Source organism: Streptomyces sp. NBC_01463 (assembly GCA_036227345.1).
Classification (GTDB): domain Bacteria; phylum Actinomycetota; class Actinomycetes; order Streptomycetales; family Streptomycetaceae; genus Streptomyces.
The window spans coordinates 3,101,899-3,116,627 of sequence record CP109468.1 but is presented as its reverse complement, the minus strand read 5'-3'; the positions used below and the strand labels follow the sequence as shown (position 1 = coordinate 3,116,627).

Sequence of the window (14,729 nt, the reverse complement as noted above, 5' to 3'; positions counted from 1 at the left end):
CTCCGGTCGGTCCCCCGTGGGGGATGACGTTTCGTCGGGACTTGAGAGCAACGCTTCTGCGTGCTGTCCCGACCGGCACCTCAGGCTAGCAGCCGGTGAAGGGTCAATCTCTTACTTTGCCCGTTCCATACGCGTCCTATGCTCGCGGCATGGCAGAAATTCTTGCTCTGGTCGAGGCACGTCTGCGGACGGCCCTGGGTGAACCGGACGCACGTGCAGCAGTGACGTTTCTCGGGACGGACCGGATCGAGGTGCTCCGGTTCATCGACGGCGATGTGGTGAGGTACGCCACGCTGGGCATGTCCGCCCAGCCGATGGCCGACCCGACCGCGGCCCTCGCCGACCCGGTGAAGGGTCCGCGCGCCGAACTGGTCGTCTCGGTGCGGGGCGGACTGGCCGACACCGACCAGATCCTGCGCAGGCTCGCCGTGCTGGCGGCCTCGCCGCAGGTGGAGGGGCTGATCGTGGCCCCCGGCGCGTCGCTGGACGTCGGCGAACCGCTGTGGCCCGGGGCGCCGTTCAGCTCCGTGCTCGTCGCCGAGCCCGGCGGGCTGGTGGAGGACCTGGAGCTGGACGAGCCGATGGAGCCCGTGCGGTTCCTGCCGCTGCTGCCGATGACGCACAACGAGGCGGCCTGGAAGCGGGTCAGGGGTGCGCAGGAGCTCCAGGAGCGCTGGCTGTCGCAGGGGACGGACCTGCGTGACCCGCTGCGGGCGTCGGTGGCCCTGGACTGACGCGCGCGCCCATGCGGAAGCCCCGCCACGCGGCCGGAGGCCGTCGGGCGGGGCTTCCCCCTGGAGGGCGCGTCAGTTGGCGAAGACCGTGACGCCGTCCTCGGTGGCGTGCTTCGGCTCCAGCTCCTGCGCGTCGTGCGTCAGCGCCGAGCGCCGGACCCAGACGACGACCGCGCCGACGACCGCGGCGGCGGCGGCGACGACGAACGGGATGTGGATGTTGCTCCACTCCTCGATCTTCGGGGCCAGGTAGGGCGCGGCGGCGGCCGCGAACCAGCGGACGAAGTTGTAACCCGCGCTGGCCACCGGGCGCGGCGCGTCGGAGACCCCGAGCGCCAGCTCCGTGTAGACGGTGTTGTTCATGCCGATGAAGGCGCCCGAGACGATGGTGCAGACGATCGCCGTCGTGTGGTTGCCGTAGCCGAGGATCACCAGGTCGGCGGCGAGCAGCACCAGTGAGCCGCCGACGACCTTGAGCGAGCCGAAGCGCTTCTGGAGCCGCGGCGCGACGAGCACCGAGAAGACCGCCAGCAGCAGGCCCCAGGCGAAGAAGACGGCGCCGGACTTGTACGGCGACATGTTCAGCACGAACGGCGTGAACGCCAGGATCGTGAAGAACGCGTAATTGTAGAAGAACGCCGAGGTCGCGACCGAGGCGAGCCCGCCGTGGCCGAGCGCCCTGACCGGGTCGAGCAGTGAGGTCTTGCGCGCCGGCTTGGGCTGTTCCTTCAGGAACGCCGTGATGCAGACGAAGCCGATCGCCATCAGCGCGGCCGTACCGAAGAACGGGTAGCGCCAGCTGGCGTCACCGAGCAGCGCCCCGAGCAGCGGCCCGCAGGCCATGCCGAGGCCGAGCGCCGACTCGTACAGCAGGATCGCGGCCGAGCTGCCGCCCGCCGCCGCACCGACGATCACGGCGAGTGCGGTCGATACGAAGAGCGCGTTGCCCAGACCCCAGCCGGCCCGGAAGCCGACCAGTTCGGCGACGGAGGACGAGGTGCCGGAGAGCGCGGCGAAGACCACCACGAGCGCCAGGCCGGTCAGCAGTGTCTTGCGGCCGCCGATGCGGCTGGAGACGAAGCCGGTGACGAGCATCGCGACGGCGGTGATCAGGAAGTACGAGGTGAAGAGCAGCGACACCTGGCTCGGTGTCGCCTCCAGTCCCTTGGCGATGGACGGGAGAATCGGGTCCACCAGGCCGATTCCCATGAACGCGACGACGGAAGCGCCCGCTGTGGCCCAGACGGCCTTCGGCTGGCGCAGGATGCTGACCGTTCCCTGATCGAACGGATCCTCTCCCTGCATGGGACTCTCGCTCTCCACTAGATCGATGTGTTATGCACAGAATAAGTTAGAGGACCTAATAAATGCAAACTACATCTAAATCCGCTGATGGGAGCCACGCTGCGGAAGGGTGATCGTCCTTGACGCGGGGACGGCCGGGGAGGACCGTTGGTGGCTATGAGGGGCGAACCCAGTTGCCCGAAGTGCGGAGGCCGGGTCAAGGCGCCCGGTTTCTTCGACGACACCTGGCAGTGCGATGTGCACGGCAGCGTGCACCCCATGCAGCCGGTCATCCCGCCGAGCGTCGAGGCGCTCGGAGTGGTGGTGCACCGGGCCCAGGTGCCCGTGTGGATGCCCTGGCCGCTGCCGGTCGGCTGGCTGTTCACCGGGGTGGCGTGCGCGGGGGACGACCGCGGCGGCGGCCGGGCCACCGCTGTCGCCTGTTCCGGACCCGGCCCGCTCGGCGGGGTCGGGGAACTGCTGCTCGTCGCCGAGGAGCTCGGCGTCGGGATGGGTGCGCGGTACGCCGGGATCGACGGTCCCGACCCGGGCCCGTATCTGCGGGTCGACGGGCCGCCGGACGTCAAGGTGCTCGCCGCCGGCCGTCCCACCCCGCTCTGGCATGTGAAGGACGCCCCCGCCGACCGTGCGGTCTTCGCCGGTGAGGCGCGTGGGCTCTGGCTCTGGGCGATCGTCTGGCCCGAGCAGTCGGGCCTGCTGATGTACGACGAACTGGTGCTGACCGATCTGCGCGACGCCGGTGCGGAGGTCGACCTGGTGCCCTGCGGCGCACTCACCCCCCGGCTGCTGACGGGACCCTGACCGGGCCGGAGCGGGCCCGCGCGCCGGTTATCCTTGAGCGTCCCCCACCCGGCCGCGAGCACTGGAGTACGTGTCGTGCGCATCGACCTGCACACCCACTCCACCGCGTCGGACGGTACGGACACCCCCGCCGAGCTGGTGCGCAACGCCGCCGCCGCGGGCCTGGACGTCGTCGCCCTCACCGACCACGACACCGTGCGCGGTCACGCCGCCGCGATCGCGGCACTCCCCGAGGGCCTCACCCTCGTCACCGGCGCCGAGCTCTCCTGCCGCATCGACGGCGTGGGCATGCACATGCTGGCGTACCTCTTCGACCCCGAGGAGCCCGAGCTGGCGCGCGAGCGCGAGCTGGTGCGCGACGACCGGGTGCCGCGCGCGCAGGCCATGGTGCGCAAGCTCCAGGAGCTGGGCGTCCCGGTCGCCTGGGAGCAGGTCGCGCGGATCGCCGGGGACGGCTCGGTCGGGCGGCCGCACATCGCCACCGCGCTGGTCGAGCTGGGCGTCGTCGCGACCGTCTCCGACGCCTTCACGCCCGAGTGGCTCGCCGACGGCGGACGCGCGTACGCCGGGAAGCACGAACTCGACCCCTTCGACGCGATCCGGCTGGTCAAGGCCGCCGGCGGCGTCACGGTCTTCGCCCACCCGGCCGCCGTCAAGCGCGGTGAGGTGGTCCCGGAGTCGTCGATAGCGCGACTCGCGGCCGCCGGACTCGACGGCATCGAGGCCGACCACATGGACCACGACGAGCCGACCCGGGCCCGGCTGCGCGGACTCGCCCGCGAGCTCGGACTCCTGGCCACCGGGTCCAGCGACTACCACGGCAGCCGCAAGACCGTGGGACTCGGCGCCGACACCACCGACCCCGAGATCTACGGCGAGATCACCCGGCGCGCCACGGGAGCCTTCCCGGTGCCGGGGGCCGGCGGACCCGTCACCGCGTAACGGCCTCCACGCCACCCCTCATCGCTCACCGCTCACGCCCCTCACGCCCGCGCCGCCGTGCGCCCGCGTGAGGTCGCCCGTCCTGCGCGCACCGGGGCCCGCCCGCCCGGCCGGCCGTGCGCCGCCTCCCACCGCAATTCCGCTCTCTCCTCGCAAGGCTCACTGTGTTCGACGTCGCTGTCTTCGGATCCCTTTTTCTCACCCTTTTTGTGATTATGGATCCGCCCGGAATCACTCCGATCTTCCTCGCCCTCACCGCGGGCCGCCCTGCCCGGATGCAGCGCAGGATGGCGTTGCAGGCGGTCGCCGTCGCCTTCGGGGTGATCGCCGTCTTCGGTGTGCTCGGCCAGCAGATCCTCGACTACCTGCACGTCTCCGTCCCCGCGCTGATGATCGCGGGCGGACTGCTCCTGCTGCTCATCGCGCTCGACCTGCTGACGGGCAAGACCGACGAGCCGACGCAGACCAAGGACGTCAACGTCGCGCTCGTCCCCCTCGGAATGCCGCTGCTCGCCGGTCCCGGGGCGATCGTCTCGGTGATCCTCGCCGTGCAGCACGCCGACGGGGTGGGCGGCCAGATCTCGGTCTGGACGGCCATCATCGCCATGCACGTCGTGCTCTGGCTGACCATGCGCTACTCGCTGCTGATCATCCGGGTCATCAAGGACGGCGGGGTCGTGCTGGTCACCAGGCTCGCCGGCATGATGCTGTCCGCCATCGCCGTCCAGCAGATCATCAACGGCGTCACCCAGGTCATCCAGGACGCCTGACCGGCCCCGGACACCACAGCGCCCCCGCACGGACCATCCGTGGCGGGGGCGCTTCGTCTTTTTACGTCGGTGATGCGTTACGAAGCCGAGCTTTCGGCCGGGCGGATATAGATGCGCTGGCCGATTGCGGCGGCCTGCTGCACGATCCGGTTGACGGAGGCGGCGTCCACGACGGTGCTGTCCACGGCGGTACCGTCGACATCGTCGAGTCGCATGATCTCGAAGCGCATATGGCTTCCCTTCGTCTGATCCTCCTGCTGGAGAACTACTGGGAGGACGGATGATCCGTCCGCAAGGATGAGGAGCGCAGGCATCTCTGTCTCGCGCCCCACGGGGTGTACAACGACTTGCTCCCTGCAATCATTCCCTACGCTAAGGAAATTTTTTGGATGTCTAAGTACCAGCAGGTAACCGAGCATGCGCGGACGACGACATCCGCGACGAGGCCCGTATGAGCGACGCCGAGACCGCCGAGCGTCTGGACCGCACCAACGAACTGCTCCAGCGGGTGCTCGCCGAGGTGTCGAAGACCCCGTCGACCCACGCGATCTTCGTGGACGCGGGCTACGTGTACGCCGCGGCCGGGCTGCTCGTCACCGGCACCGAGGACCGGCGCTCCTTCGACCTCGACGCGGAGGGCCTGATCGAGGCCTTCATCGACAAGGCCCGCACGATCTTCGCCGACAGCAGGCTGCTGCGCGTGTACTGGTACGACGGAGCCAGGCGCCGGATCCACACCGTCGAGCAGCAGTCCATCGCCGAACTCCCCGACGTCAAGGTCAGGCTGGGCAACCTCAACGCCAACAACCAGCAGAAGGGCGTCGACTCCCTCATCCGCACCGACCTCGAATCCCTCGCCCGTCACCGCGCCATCAGCGATGCCGCGCTGGTCGGCGGCGACGAGGACCTGGTGTCGGCCGTCGAGGCCGCGCAGGGGTACGGAGCCCGGGTCCACCTGTGGGGCATCGAGGCGGGCGAAGGGCGCAACCAGGCCGAACCGCTGCTCTGGGAGGTCGACAGCCAGCGCACCTTCGACCTCGACTTCTGCCGCCCGTACGTGACCAGACGCGCCGTCACCACCTACGAGGAGGACGGCCCCGCGCCCTCCCGCGAGGACGTCCGCTTCGTCGGTGCGCAGATCGCCGCCACCTGGCTCTCCGCCCGGGGCCGCGAGTCCCTGGCCGACCTGCTGCCCGGACACCCGTACCTGCCGGGCTCCGTCGACCAGGATCTGCTGGTCGAGGCCGAGCGGCTGCTCCAGCACTCGCTGCGCGGACATGCGCATCTGCGCCGGGCGCTGCGTGACGGCTTCTGGCAGCACCTCCAGGCGCAGTACTGACCACCCGGCGCCCGAGGGCCCCGCCGCCTCCTACAGGCCGTCCCAGAAGGAGACGAGCGCGGCCGCCGTCGCTTTTGGCCGGTCCGTGTTGGGGGAGTGCTCGGCGCCCTCGATCCGGGTCCGGTGCGCGCCGAGACGCACCGCCATCCCGTCGAGCCGCGGCACCGGCCAGACGTCGTCGCGCTCGCCGGAGATCACATGGACCGGCAGGCCCGTGGCGGCGAGCTCGGCCACCCGGTCCGGTTCTGCGGCGAGTTGGCGGCCGGTGGCGATCAGCTGCGCGGGACGGTGACTCAGCCAGCGCCGCCGCAGGTCCTCGCCGTCCGTGTCCGCGTCGGCCGGCGGGTCGAGGGCGCGCATGGCCGCCCACACGTCGTCCATCGTCATGGTCGTCAGCGCGTCACTGAGAATGCGCAGCTTGGTCCGCTGGGCCTCGACCACCTCGGCGGGTCCGGACGACATCAGGGTGAGCGAGCGGAACGGCGCCGGGTCCAGCAGGACGGCGGCGCGGGCGATCTGCCCGCCGAGGGAGTGGCCGAGCAGGTCGACCGCCCCGTCGCCGAGCCCGAGCGCGGCCGTCTGGGCGAGCACGTCACGGGCCAACTCGCCCTGGGAGTAGGCCTCCTGACGGTCCGGCCCGTCGGACTCGTACTGCCCGCGGCCGTCGACGGTGACGGCCCGGTAGCCGGCGCCCGCGAGGGGTTCCAGCAGGGCGATGAAGTCCTCCTTGCTGCCGGTGTACCCGGGCAGCAGGAGGACGGTGCCGCGCGGCGGCGTACGCGGCACCGCGTCCAGCACGGCGAAGTCCCCGCGCTCGGTGTGCAGCGCGCGGGGGCGGGCGCAGGAGGGCGGGATGAAGGTGGGTGGCCTGCTCATGGCACGAGGTTAACGGCCGGGTGCGCGGGGGCGGGCGGGCCGTGGAACGCCGGACGGGCCCGAGGGAATCCCTCGGGCCCGTCCGGCATGCCTCACACGGGGTGCGCTCAGCCCTCGGCCTTCGCGGCGGCGGTGCGCGGGGCCCGGCGGCGGCGCGGCTTGGCCTCGCCGTCGGCGGCCGGCGCCTGGGCGACGGCCTCCGTCTTCGGCTTCGCCGCCGCACGCGTGCGACGGGGACGCCTGGAGTCGGACTCGGGCTCGGCGATCGGCGCGATCTGGAAGTCGACCTCGTCCTCGACCGGCTTGATCACCCGGGCGCGGCGGCGCGGCTTGGTCACCGTCGCCTCGGGGGCGGGCTCGGCCACGGGGGCGGTCTGGAAGTCGACCGCCTCCACCGGCTTGGCGGCCCGGGCGCGACGACGGCGCGGCTTCGCCTCGGCGACCGGCTCGGTCACCGCGGCGGCCTCGGCGTCGACGACGACCTCGGCCTTGGCCGCCCTGGTCCTGGTCCGCTTCTTCGGCTCGGCCTCGGTCACGGCGACGGGCTCGGTGTCGACGATCACGGCCGGGGCCTCGGCCACGGCCACCGCTGCCTCGGCGGCGATGTCCGCCGCACCGACGCGAGCGCGCCGGCGACGGCGCGGGGTGCGCGGCTCGGCCGGGCCGTCAGTGGCCGCCGGGGTCTCGACGGTCTCCGTGGCCGGTGTGGGCACGGTGGCGGCGCTCTCCTCGGCGGCGGAACCGCCCCGGGTGCGACGGCGCTGACGCGGCGTGCGCGGGGGGCGCTCCTCGCGGACGGCGGGAGCCGGGGCGGCGGCGGACTTGCGGCCGCGGCCGCCCGTCTCGCCGAGGTCCTCGATCTCCTCGGCCCGCAGACCGGCGCGGGTGCGCTCGGTGCGCGGCAGGACACCCTTGGTGCCGGCCGGGATGTCCAGCTCCTCGTACAGGTGCGGGGAGGTGGAGTACGTCTCCGGCGGGTCCGGGAACTTCAGGTCCAGGGCCTTGTTGATCAGCTGCCAGCGCGGGATGTCGTCCCAGTCGACCAGCGTGATCGCGATGCCCTTGGCGCCCGCGCGGCCGGTGCGGCCGATGCGGTGCAGATAGGTCTTCTCGTCCTCGGGGGACTGGTAGTTGATGACGTGGGTGACACCCTCGACATCGATACCGCGGGCCGCGACATCGGTGCAGACGAGGACGTCGACCTTGCCGTTGCGGAAGGCGCGCAGCGCCTGCTCGCGGGCGCCCTGGCCGAGGTCGCCGTGGACCGCGCCGGAGGCGAAACCGCGCTTCTCCAGCTGCTCGGCGATGTCGGCCGCGGTGCGCTTGGTGCGGCAGAAGATCATCGCGAGTCCGCGGCCGTTGGCCTGGAGGATGCGCGAGACCATCTCGGGCTTGTCCATCGAGTGGGCGCGGTAGACGTACTGCGCCGTGTTCTTGACGGTCGTGCCCTCGTCGTCGGGCGACGTGGCGTTGATGTGGGTCGGCTGCGACATGTAGCGGCGCGCGAGGCTGATGACCGCGCCCGGCATGGTCGCCGAGAACAGCATCGTCTGGCGCTTCGCCGGCAGCATCGTGATGATGCGCTCGACGTCGGGCAGGAAGCCCAGGTCGAGCATCTCGTCGGCCTCGTCGAGGACGAGGGCGCGGACCTGCGACAGGTCGAGCTTGCGCTGGCCCGCCAGGTCGAGCAGCCGGCCCGGGGTGCCGACGACCACGTCGACGCCCTTCTTGAGGGCCTCGACCTGGGGCTCGTAGGCCCGGCCGCCGTAGATCGCGAGAACGCGGACGTTACGCACCTTGCCGGCGGTCAGCAGGTCGTTGGTGACCTGCTGGCACAGCTCGCGGGTCGGGACGACGATCAGCGCCTGCGGGGCGTCGGTCAGCTTCTCGGGCTTGGCCCGGCCGGCCTCGACGTCCGCGAGGACGGTGACGCGCTCCAGCAGCGGCAGGCCGAAACCGAGCGTCTTGCCGGTGCCGGTCTTGGCCTGTCCGATGACATCGGAGCCGGAGAGCGCGACGGGGAGCGTCATCTCCTGGATGGGGAACGGGGACGTGATGCCGACGGCCTCAAGGGCTTCGGCGGTCTCGGAAAGGATCCCGAGGTCTCGGAACGTAGTCAGGGTGCTGCCTCTTCTGTGAAACGCGGTCCGAGGCGAACGAAGGGGGTCGTACCGTGCCGGGGTTGGTCATCCGGCCGTGGATGGGCCGGGTGGCGCGGGACCACTGCCGTCGCTCGAGCGCTCGTGCCGCTGAGGGGGCCCCTCATCTGCGGTCGTACGTGGCGTACGCACCGCGTGGAGGGCTGTCGGGTCGGAGCCGATCGGGCCACCGACCGGGCATCCTCATTCAATTTCGCGCAACGAGCAGTTGCAAAATGCTCAGTAAGCGCAATACCACTGTACCCCGGATTCGCGCATCTGTGTTGGGCGAATTCATCGGAACGGTGTGAGGCGGGTCGGCGGCCGGACCCTTCCACCGCTCCGCGGGCGGGCTATTCTGCGCTTCATGGAGACGCCTGACAACGCCACTGAAGCCCCCGCATCCACCAGAATCGCTGACCAGGACTGGGCCACCGCGGCCGCAGAGCCGCAGTACCGGGCCGCCGTGGTCGACCTGCTGGGAGCACTCGCCTACGGGGAGCTCGCGGCCTTCGAGCGGCTCGCCGAGGACGCGAAGCTCGCGCCGACGCTGGCCGACAAGGCGGAGCTGGCGAAGATGGCGTCCGCGGAATTCCATCACTTCGAGCGGCTGACGGACCGGCTGACCGCGATCGAGGTGGAGCCGACCGGCGCCATGGAGCCGTTCGCCAAGGCGCTCGACGACTTCCACCGCCAGACCGCGCCGTCCGACTGGCTGGAGGGCCTGGTGAAGGCCTACGTCGGTGACTCGATCGCCAGTGACTTCTACCGCGAGGTCGCGGCCCGGCTCGACTCGGACACCCGCTCCCTCGTCGTCGCCGTCCTCGACGACACGGGGCACGGCAACTTCGCCGTCGAGAAGGTGCGCGCCGCGATCGAGGCGGACCCGAGGCTCGGCGGCCGGCTCGCCCTCTGGGCGCGGCGGCTGATGGGCGAGGCGCTCTCGCAGGCCCAGCGCGTGGTGGCCGACCGTGACGCGCTGTCCACCATGCTGGTGGGCGGGGTGGCCGACGGATTCGACCTGGCCGAGGTCGGCCGCATGTTCTCCCGGATCACCGAGGCGCACACCAAGAGGATGGCCGCCCTGGGGCTGGCGGCGTAGCCCCTCCGGCGCCGGCGTCAGACGGCCGCCGACCGGCTGAGCCGGCGGTTGCGCGGCCTGATCAGCAGGGACAGGGTCACGGCGGCGATCAGCACCGAGCCGACCAGGGTGGCCGCCGCATGGCCGGACCCCAGGACCGAATGGGTGAGATACGCGCCGAACAGCGCTCCCAGCGCACCGGTGGACAGCACGGCGCGACGGGACGGAAGCCGGGGTGACAGGGAGCGCAGGGCCGCCCAGGAGAGGGCGAGTCCGAGCAGGACGGAGCCCAGGGTTTCGAAGATCACAGACGATCACCTCGCAGGTACGGGGCGGGCAAATCGGTCGTAGGCGGTACTACCCCCGGGCGGCGGAGGGCAACCCTCCCCGGCACAGGCTTCGCCCAGCCGTCGCACAGGAACGGCACGGCCGCCGGGGCCGCCGGTGTCCCTCGTGCACATCGGCGTCCCTGGCACGCGGCAGGGAAAGCGGGGAGCGGACAGCACGAAAAGCGGCCCGGCGGGGACATCCCCACCGGGCCGCTTCCACGGTCTCTGCGTCCTGGCGTGCCGCTACAGCGCGCCGAACCCCACCCGTCGGGTGCTGGGCTCGCCGATCTCCACGTAGGCGATCCGGTCGGCCGGCACCAGGACCTTCCGGCCCTTCTCGTCCGTGAGGCTGAGCAGCTGCGCCTTGCCGGCGAGAGCCTCGGAAACCACGCTCTCGACCTCTTCGGCGGAAAGCCCGCTCTCCAGAACGATCTCCCGGGGCGTGTGCTGCACCCCGATCTTGACCTCCACGGCTATGTCCCTCCGACGGTCAGTCCCTGCGCGGTGAACCGCGCCGTACGCAGCACACATTAGCCCGCTGAGGGGACCGGCCAGGGCCCGGCGGGCAACGCCCGCAGCGAACACCGGCTCCGGCCGCCCCGTCAGTGCTGATCGATGCCGTGCAGCGGGAAGCCCGCGATGCCCCGCCAGGCCAGTGAGGTCAGCAGCTGCACCGCCGTGTCGCGCGGAATCGCGGACCGGCTGGAGAGCCAGTAGCGGGCGACCACCTGGGACACCCCGCCCAGGCCGACCGCGAGCAGCATGGACTCGTCCTTGGACAGGCCCGTGTCGCCGGCGATCACGTCGGAGATCGCCTCGGCGCACTGGAGCGAGACCCGGTCGACCCGCTCACGCACGGCTGGCTCGTTGGTCAGGTCCGACTCGAACACCAGTCGGAAGGCGCCGCCCTCGTCCTCGACGTACGCGAAGTAGGCGTCCATCGTCGCGGCCACGCGCAGCTTGTTGTCGGTGGTCGACGCCAGCGCGGTGCGCACGGCGTGCAGCAGCGACTCGCAGTGCTGGTCGAGCAGGGCCAGATAGAGCTCCAGCTTGCCCGGGAAGTGCTGGTAGAGCACCGGCTTGCTGACCCCGGCCCGCTCCGCGATGTCGTCCATCGCCGCAGAGTGGTAGCCCTGCGCGACGAAGACCTCCTGCGCAGCACCCAGGAGCTGATTGCGTCGGGCGCGGCGGGGCAGGCGAGTGCCCCGCGGGCGCGCCGCCTCGGTCTGCTCGATGGCTGTCACGCCGCCTCCCAAAATATTGATCGGACCCAGCAGTTCCGTGCACGCCGTGCCCTACCGACATCGTACTTTTGGGTAACCCCGGTATGCGCGGCGCGGACGCAGAATTTCACGGACCGGACGACTGCGGTAGCCACAGACCTCTCGGCCCTTGCCGCATAGCGGTGCGTATCAGCGGTAATCGTCCTCATCCTGTGCGACCACGCGCGCCTGTTCCGCCGCATCCGCCTCGTTCGCGGAGTCCCGGCCGGCATCCGTCAGGGGTTCGTCGTCCTGCGGCCGCAGTTCCGCCTGCTGCTCGGCGGCGTCCGCCTCGGGGGTCTCCTGTCCGGGTTCGTCCGGCTGGACGTCCTCGAAGGTCTCCGGGTCACTGGGGTCGACCGTCATGGTGACTCCCTTCCTTGTCTAGAGCCTAGGAGCAGGCCCCGAAAGGCGCTACGCGGTCTGTGACGGCGAACACATGAACCACGGTGTGATCGTCTCGTAACATTGCCGCATGTCTTCGACCGAGCTGCCGGGAGTCCGTGCCGCCGCCGCAGCGGTGGCCCCCACGGTGGGCGCCGTCAGGGTCGCGGAGGGGGAGAGGCTTCGCTCCGTCACGCTGCCCGGGCTGACGCTGACCGTCCGTTCGAGGCCGCCGGAGCGGACCGGGCTGCCGCCCGCGCTCTTCGTCCACGGGCTCGGCGGCTCCTCGCAGAACTGGTCGGCGCTGATGCCGCTGCTCCAGGACGTGCTGGACGGCGAGGCGGTGGACCTGCCCGGATTCGGCGACTCACCGCCGCCGGACGACGGCAACTACTCGGTCACCGGTCACGCCCGCGCGGTGATCCGATTCCTCGACGCCGAGGAGCGCGGCCCCGTCCATCTGTTCGGCAACTCGCTGGGCGGCGCGGTGGCCACCAGGGTCGCGGCGGTCCGGCCCGACCTGGTGCGCACCCTCACCCTGGTCTCGCCCGCGCTCCCCGAGATCCGCGTGCAGCTGTCGGCCGCGCCGACCGCCCTGCTCGCCCTTCCGGGCATCGTCTCCCTGTTCGCCCGGATGAGCCGGGACTGGACCGCGGAGGAACGCACCCGCGGAGTCATGGCACTCTGTTACGGCGATCCGGCACGAGTCTCCGAGAACGGCTTCCGCGACGCGGTGGCCGAAATGGAACGGCGGCTGGCGCTGCCGTACTTCTGGGACGCCCTGGCGCGCTCGGCACGTGGCATCGTCGACGCGTACACACTGGGCGGTCAGCACGGGCTGTGGCGTCAGGCCGAGCGCGTGCTCGCGCCGACCCAGCTCGTGTACGGCGGACGGGACCGGCTCGTCTCGTACCGGATGGCACGCAGGGCGTCCGCGGCCTTCCGCGATGCGCGACTGCTGACACTGCCCGACGCCGGGCACGTGGCGATGATGGAGTACCCGGAGACGGTCGCCCAGGCGTTCCGGGAACTGCTGGACGAATGCGGCGGGAGCTGATCCGGGGCGTGGGACGACACAGCCGAAAGGGCCCTGTGCCCAGGGCGCCCGAGAGCGGGCCGGCCGAGGCGAACGCGGAAGTGCGCGAGGGCGCCCGCCCCGTCTCCGGCAGCGGCCGGCGCAGACGGCCGGGCGACGGCCCGCCGGGCGGCGACGCCGACGGGCATACCCCTTTCGCGGGCACGCCCCAGGTGCGCGGCGGCCATCCCGAACAGCGCGAACCCGGCGGTGGCTGGGGCACCGGGCCGACCGGCCGGTACACCGAACGGCCCGCCGCGCAGGCGCGCGCGCAGGACCCGGCGCCCGGACGGCCGCAGGGCCCGCGGCCCGCGCAGACACCGCGCAGTCCGCAGGGCACCGCCACCCGGCCGCTGATACCGGGACCGCGACGCGAGTTCGTCGAGGCCTTCGACAGCCCGCCCGCACCGCCCACCGCCCCCCGTGGACCCGCAGGGCCCGCCGATCCGTCCCGCTCCCTCACCGACCGGGACGAGCGTCCGCCGGCGTCGGACGACGAGGACGCGAGGACGCCCGGCGAGGACGCCAGGGAACCCAGGTCCGGCCGGGGCCGCACCTTCACGGGCATCGCCGCGGCCGCCGTGACGACCGTGCTCGCGGTGGTCGTGGCCGGCCAGGTCGCCCACGACAGCGGCAGCCGGAGCGGCGCCGCGCAGGCCGCGGGCGTGGACCGGGGGAGCGGTGGCGACGCCTCCCGCTCGGACAACCGTGAGACGCCATCGCCCAAGGCGGCGGTGGTCAAGCCCCTTTCGTACGAGCAGAAAATGGCCAAGCCCTATCCGATGGCCCCGAAGCTGGCCGCTTCAGGGAAGTTCGCGGCGGTTCCCGGCGCGGCGAAGGCTCCGGGCAAGGGGCACAAGTACCGCTACCGGATCGATGTGGAGAACGGGCTCGGGCTCGACTCCGCGCTCTTCGCCCAGGCGGTCCAGAAGACGCTCAACGACGACCGGAGCTGGGCGCACGGCGGGGACATGACCTTCGAACGGATCTCCACCGGGGACCCGGACTTCGTCATCACGCTGGCCAGCCCCGGCACCACGGGCGACTGGTGCGCGAAGTCGGGGCTGGACACCACCGAGGACAACGTCTCCTGCGACTCCGCCGCCACCGAGCGCGTCATGATCAACGCCTACCGCTGGGCCCAGGGCTCGTCCACCTTCGGACCGGACAAGCTCTTCGCCTACCGGCAGATGCTCATCAACCACGAGGTCGGCCACCGGCTGGGCCACAACCATGTGAGCTGCGGCACGAAGGGCGCGCTCGCTCCGGTGATGCAGCAGCAGACCAAGTCGCTCGACATCGACGGCATCAAGTGCCGCCCCAACGCCTGGGTGTACCCGACCGGTTGAGTCCGGTCCGGGTCCCCCTGGGCGGTGGCCGGGCCGCTCCGGGCGGTCCGGCGGGAGCGGCCCGCGGATGTCCCGAGGGGTGTTCCGCCGGACGCCCTGTCCGCATCGTGAGATCGCTGTCTCATATCGCGTTGACATCGGGCAGGCGGTCGCCCATATTTCTCGGCATGTCACGCAGCCTCGTCACCTCCGATCGCGCCGCCATTGAGCTGGCGCTGATCGGCGTGACCGGGCACAGCGTCGCCGACGTCGACTGTTGCTGACGCCTGCCCGAGTGCGCGTCGGCCCCCCGTCCGAGCCCTGATGGCCCGGACCGTTCCTCCCCGACTGCCGCGCCCGGGCGT

The 14,729-nt window shown here is 71.6% G+C and carries 16 protein-coding genes; 8 read left to right on the top strand and 8 right to left on the bottom strand.

What is annotated here, in order from left to right:
* Positions 1 to 149 precede the first annotated feature (149 nt).
* Complete coding sequence (locus OG521_13535) at positions 150 to 734, top strand: suppressor of fused domain protein (GenBank protein ID WUW21749.1); 585 nt, start codon at positions 150 to 152, stop codon at positions 732 to 734.
* 72 nt (positions 735 to 806) lie between these two features.
* Here OG521_13535 and OG521_13530 read toward each other — a convergent pair whose 3' ends face one another.
* Positions 807 to 2,039, bottom strand: a complete 1,233-nt coding sequence (locus tag OG521_13530; protein WUW21748.1) for an MFS transporter — start codon at positions 2,037 to 2,039, stop codon at positions 807 to 809.
* A gap of 156 nt (positions 2,040 to 2,195) precedes the next feature.
* Here OG521_13530 and OG521_13525 point away from each other — a divergent pair, with 156 nt between their 5' ends.
* From OG521_13525 to OG521_13515, 3 genes are all read left to right on the top strand, one after another.
* Positions 2,196 to 2,840, top strand: a complete 645-nt coding sequence (locus OG521_13525; protein ID WUW21747.1) for a hypothetical protein — start codon at positions 2,196 to 2,198, stop codon at positions 2,838 to 2,840.
* A gap of 75 nt (positions 2,841 to 2,915) precedes the next feature.
* The gene (locus OG521_13520; GenBank protein WUW21746.1) at positions 2,916 to 3,782 is read left to right on the top strand and encodes a PHP domain-containing protein; all 867 of its coding nucleotides are present in this window, start codon (positions 2,916 to 2,918) and stop codon (positions 3,780 to 3,782) included.
* 164 nt (positions 3,783 to 3,946) lie between these two features.
* The gene (locus OG521_13515) at positions 3,947 to 4,552 is read left to right on the top strand and encodes a MarC family protein (GenBank protein WUW21745.1); all 606 of its coding nucleotides are present in this window, start codon (positions 3,947 to 3,949) and stop codon (positions 4,550 to 4,552) included.
* A gap of 77 nt (positions 4,553 to 4,629) precedes the next feature.
* Here the strand turns inward: OG521_13515 and OG521_13510 are convergent, their stop codons facing one another.
* Positions 4,630 to 4,782: a hypothetical protein gene (locus tag OG521_13510; GenBank protein ID WUW21744.1), complete on the bottom strand. Its 153-nt coding sequence runs from the start codon at positions 4,780 to 4,782 to the stop codon at positions 4,630 to 4,632.
* A gap of 221 nt (positions 4,783 to 5,003) precedes the next feature.
* On the opposite strand from OG521_13510, the gene OG521_13505 reads away from it, so the two are divergent.
* Positions 5,004 to 5,891, top strand: a complete 888-nt coding sequence (locus OG521_13505; protein WUW21743.1) for an NYN domain-containing protein — start codon at positions 5,004 to 5,006, stop codon at positions 5,889 to 5,891.
* Positions 5,892 to 5,921: 30 nt separating this feature from the next.
* Here the strand turns inward: OG521_13505 and OG521_13500 are convergent, their stop codons facing one another.
* Together OG521_13500 and OG521_13495 are read right to left on the bottom strand one after the other, a co-directional pair.
* Positions 5,922 to 6,767, bottom strand: coding sequence for an alpha/beta fold hydrolase (locus OG521_13500; GenBank protein WUW21742.1), 846 nt, complete (start codon positions 6,765 to 6,767; stop codon positions 5,922 to 5,924).
* 107 nt (positions 6,768 to 6,874) lie between these two features.
* Positions 6,875 to 8,797, bottom strand: a complete 1,923-nt coding sequence (locus tag OG521_13495; GenBank protein WUW21741.1) for a DEAD/DEAH box helicase — start codon at positions 8,795 to 8,797, stop codon at positions 6,875 to 6,877.
* A 475-nt stretch (positions 8,798 to 9,272) separates the two neighbouring features.
* Here OG521_13495 and OG521_13490 point away from each other — a divergent pair, with 475 nt between their 5' ends.
* Positions 9,273 to 10,007 (top strand): ferritin-like domain-containing protein, encoded by a 735-nt coding sequence (locus tag OG521_13490; GenBank protein WUW21740.1) that lies wholly within the window; start codon positions 9,273 to 9,275, stop codon positions 10,005 to 10,007.
* Between the two features lie 17 nt (positions 10,008 to 10,024).
* Here OG521_13490 and OG521_13485 read toward each other — a convergent pair whose 3' ends face one another.
* The 4 genes from OG521_13485 to OG521_13470 form a co-directional block, all read right to left on the bottom strand.
* Positions 10,025 to 10,294 (bottom strand): hypothetical protein, encoded by a 270-nt coding sequence (locus OG521_13485; protein WUW21739.1) that lies wholly within the window; start codon positions 10,292 to 10,294, stop codon positions 10,025 to 10,027.
* 264 nt (positions 10,295 to 10,558) lie between these two features.
* On the bottom strand, positions 10,559 to 10,786 hold the full coding sequence (locus OG521_13480) for a DUF3107 domain-containing protein (GenBank protein ID WUW21738.1): 228 nt from the start codon (positions 10,784 to 10,786) through the stop codon (positions 10,559 to 10,561).
* Between the two features lie 131 nt (positions 10,787 to 10,917).
* A complete protein-coding gene (locus OG521_13475) occupies positions 10,918 to 11,559 on the bottom strand; it encodes a TetR/AcrR family transcriptional regulator (GenBank protein WUW21737.1) in 642 nt (213 codons plus the stop codon).
* A gap of 168 nt (positions 11,560 to 11,727) precedes the next feature.
* The gene (locus OG521_13470) at positions 11,728 to 11,943 is read right to left on the bottom strand and encodes a hypothetical protein (protein ID WUW21736.1); all 216 of its coding nucleotides are present in this window, start codon (positions 11,941 to 11,943) and stop codon (positions 11,728 to 11,730) included.
* Positions 11,944 to 12,052: 109 nt separating this feature from the next.
* Here OG521_13470 and OG521_13465 point away from each other — a divergent pair, with 109 nt between their 5' ends.
* Together OG521_13465 and OG521_13460 are read left to right on the top strand one after the other, a co-directional pair.
* A complete protein-coding gene (locus OG521_13465) occupies positions 12,053 to 13,018 on the top strand; it encodes an alpha/beta hydrolase (protein WUW21735.1) in 966 nt (321 codons plus the stop codon).
* Positions 13,003 to 14,385: a DUF3152 domain-containing protein gene (locus tag OG521_13460; GenBank protein WUW21734.1), complete on the top strand. Its 1,383-nt coding sequence runs from the start codon at positions 13,003 to 13,005 to the stop codon at positions 14,383 to 14,385. The genes OG521_13465 and OG521_13460 overlap by 16 nt, the downstream gene beginning before the upstream one ends.
* Positions 14,386 to 14,729 lie beyond the last annotated feature (344 nt).